General features: G+C 50.8%; 2 rRNA genes. Both read right to left on the minus strand.

The features are described from left to right. A 5S ribosomal RNA gene (gene rrf, locus BN54_RS09665) occupies positions 1-90 on the minus strand; the annotation flags it as partial. Between the two features lie 82 nt (positions 91-172). After that, a 23S ribosomal RNA gene (locus tag BN54_RS09670) occupies positions 173-3,094 on the minus strand. Between the last annotated feature and the right edge of the window lie 128 nt (positions 3,095-3,222).

The raw sequence follows: 3,222 nt of genomic DNA on the forward strand, positions 1-3,222 counted from the left end.
AGCGATCCCCCAACTACTTTCGGCGCGTTGAAGCTTAACTTCTGTGTTCGGCATGGGAACAGGTGTATCCTTCAAGCCATCATCACCACACTGATCCGTTTCCGGATTGAAAGCTTGTGCTTTCAAAACTAAACAATATCTTCTCTTAATCGCAAACCTTCCACCTTTTAACTTGGTTAAGTCCTCGACCGATTAGTAATGGTCCGCTCCATGCGTCACCGCACTTCCACTTCCATCCTATCTACCTCATCATCTCTGAGGGGTCTTACTTCCTTAACGGAATGGGAAATCTCATCTTGAGGCGAGTTTCACACTTAGATGCTTTCAGCGTTTATCTCATCCATACATAGCTACCCAGCGATGCTCCTGGCGGAACAACTGGTACACCAGCGGTATGTCCATCCCGGTCCTCTCGTACTAAGGACAGGTCCTCTCAAATTTCCTACGCCCGCGACGGATAGGGACCGAACTGTCTCACGACGTTCTGAACCCAGCTCGCGTACCGCTTTAATGGGCGAACAGCCCAACCCTTGGGACCGACTACAGCCCCAGGATGCGATGAGCCGACATCGAGGTGCCAAACCTCCCCGTCGATGTGGACTCTTGGGGGAGATAAGCCTGTTATCCCCAGGGTAGCTTTTATCCGTTGAGCGATGGCCCTTCCATGCGGAACCACCGGATCACTAAGCCCGACTTTCGTCCCTGCTCGACCTGTCTGTCTCGCAGTCAAGCTCGCTTGTGCCTTTACACTCTGCGAATGATTTCCAACCATTCTGAGCGAACCTTTGGGCGCCTCCGTTACCTTTTGGGAGGCGACCGCCCCAGTCAAACTGCCCACCTGACACTGTCTCCCATCACGATTAGTGATGCGGGTTAGAGTGGTCATAGTGCAAGGGTAGTATCCCACCAGCGCCTCCACCGAAACTAGCGTTCCGGTTTCTACGGCTCCTACCTATCCTGTACAAGCAATACAAACACTCAATATCAAGCTACAGTAAAGCTCCATGGGGTCTTTCCGTCCTGTCGCGGGTAGCCTGCATCTTCACAGGCAATTCAATTTCACCGAGTCTCTCGTTGAGACAGTGCCCAGATCGTTACGCCTTTCGTGCGGGTCGGAACTTACCCGACAAGGAATTTCGCTACCTTAGGACCGTTATAGTTACGGCCGCCGTTTACTGGGGCTTCAATTCAGAGCTTCGCCGAAGCTAACCCTTCCTTTTAACCTTCCAGCACCGGGCAGGCGTCAGCCCCTATACTTCATCTTACGATTTTGCAGAAACCTGTGTTTTTGATAAACAGTCGCCTGGGCCTTTTCACTGCGGCTGGTCGTTAGACCAGCACCCCTTCTCCCGAAGTTACGGGGTCATTTTGCCGAGTTCCTTAACGAGAGTTCACTCGCTCACCTTAGGATTCTCTCCTCGACTACCTGTGTCGGTTTGCGGTACGGGTAGTTAGTTACTCACTAGAAGCTTTTCTCGGCAGCGTGACATCAACGACTTCGCTACTGTAATTTCACTCCCCATCACAGCTTGTCAACCCGGATTGAAACATTTAACTCCAATCCTGACTTACTGCTTGGCCGGACTCTTCCAGTCGTCCGGTTCGCTTAGCCTTCTGCGTCCCTCCATCGTTCAAACGCAACTAACTAGTACAGGAATCTCAACCTGTTATCCATCGACTACGCCTCTCGGCCTCGCCTTAGGTCCCGACTAACCCTGGGAGGACGAGCCTTCCCCAGGAAACCTTAGTCATTCGGTGGACAGGATTCTCACCTGTCTTTCGCTACTCATACCGGCATTCTCACTTCTAAGCGCTCCACCAGTCCTCACGGTCTGACTTCGTCGCCCTTAGAACGCTCTCCTATCACTCGGCCGTAGGCCGAATCCACAGTTTCGGTAATATGCTTAGCCCCGGTACATTTTCGGCGCAGAATCACTCGACTAGTGAGCTATTACGCACTCTTTAAATGATGGCTGCTTCTGAGCCAACATCCTAGTTGTCTATGCAACTCCACATCCTTTTCCACTTAGCATATATTTAGGGACCTTAACTGGTGATCTGGGCTGTTCCCCTTTCGACGATGGATCTTATCACTCACCGTCTGACTCCCGGACATGAATCGATGGCATTCGGAGTTTATCTGAAGTCGGTAACCCATGACGGGCCCCTAGTCCAAACAGTGCTCTACCTCCAAGATTCTTAATTCCGAGGCTCCCCCTAAAGAGATTTCGGAGAGAACCAGCTATCTCCAAGTTCGTTTGGAATTTCACCGCTACCCACACCTCATCCCAGCCTTTTTCAACAGACACGGGTTCGGACCTCCAGTGCGTTTTACCGCACCTTCATCCTGGACATGGGTAGGTCACCTGGTTTCGGGTACATAACTACGTACTTCGTACGCCCATTTCAGACTCGCTTTCGCTGCGGCTCCGGTTTTTCCACCTTAACCTTGCACGTAATCATGACTCGCCGGTTCATTCTGCAAGAGGCACGCCGTCACCCATTAACGGGCTCCGACAGCTTGTAGGCACATGGTTTCAGGAACTCTTTCACTCCCCTCCCGGGGTGCTTTTCACCTTTCCCTCACGGTACTGGTTCACTATCGGTCACTAGGGAGTATTTAGCCTTGCGAGATGGTCCTCGCGGATTCCGACGGGGTTTCACGTGTCCCGCCGTACTCAGGATCCTGAACTGAGGGGGTAAGGTTTCGTCTACTGGACTATCACCATCTCTGGTACAGCTTCCCAGCTGTTTCGACTACCTTGCCCTTTGGTAACTCAAATGTTCAGTCCTACAACCCCAAGAAGCAAGCTTCTTGGTTTGGGCTCTTTCCGTTTCGCTCGCCGCTACTCAGGAAATCGATGTTTCTTTCTCTTCCTGCAGCTACTAAGATGTTTCAGTTCACTGCGTCTACCGCTTGCTGGCTATAGATTCACCAGCCAAGCAATCATCGACTAAGATGATTAGGTTTCCCCATTCGGAAATCTCCGGATCAAAGCGTACTTACCGCTCCCCGAAGCATATCGGTGTTAGTCCCGTCCTTCATCGGCTCCTAGTACCAAGGCATTCACCATGCGCCCTTTCTAACTTAACCTGGTTGATCGTCGATCAACCGAAGTTATTGAGATAGCGATTATAATTCGTTAAAAACTCAAATAACGCGGTGTTCTCGGTTTTCTTGATTATTTAGAAAAGATATTATTTAGTTTTCAAAGTACAAGC

The organism is Limosilactobacillus ingluviei str. Autruche 4, assembly GCF_000312405.1.
Lineage (GTDB): Bacteria > Bacillota > Bacilli > Lactobacillales > Lactobacillaceae > Limosilactobacillus > Limosilactobacillus ingluviei.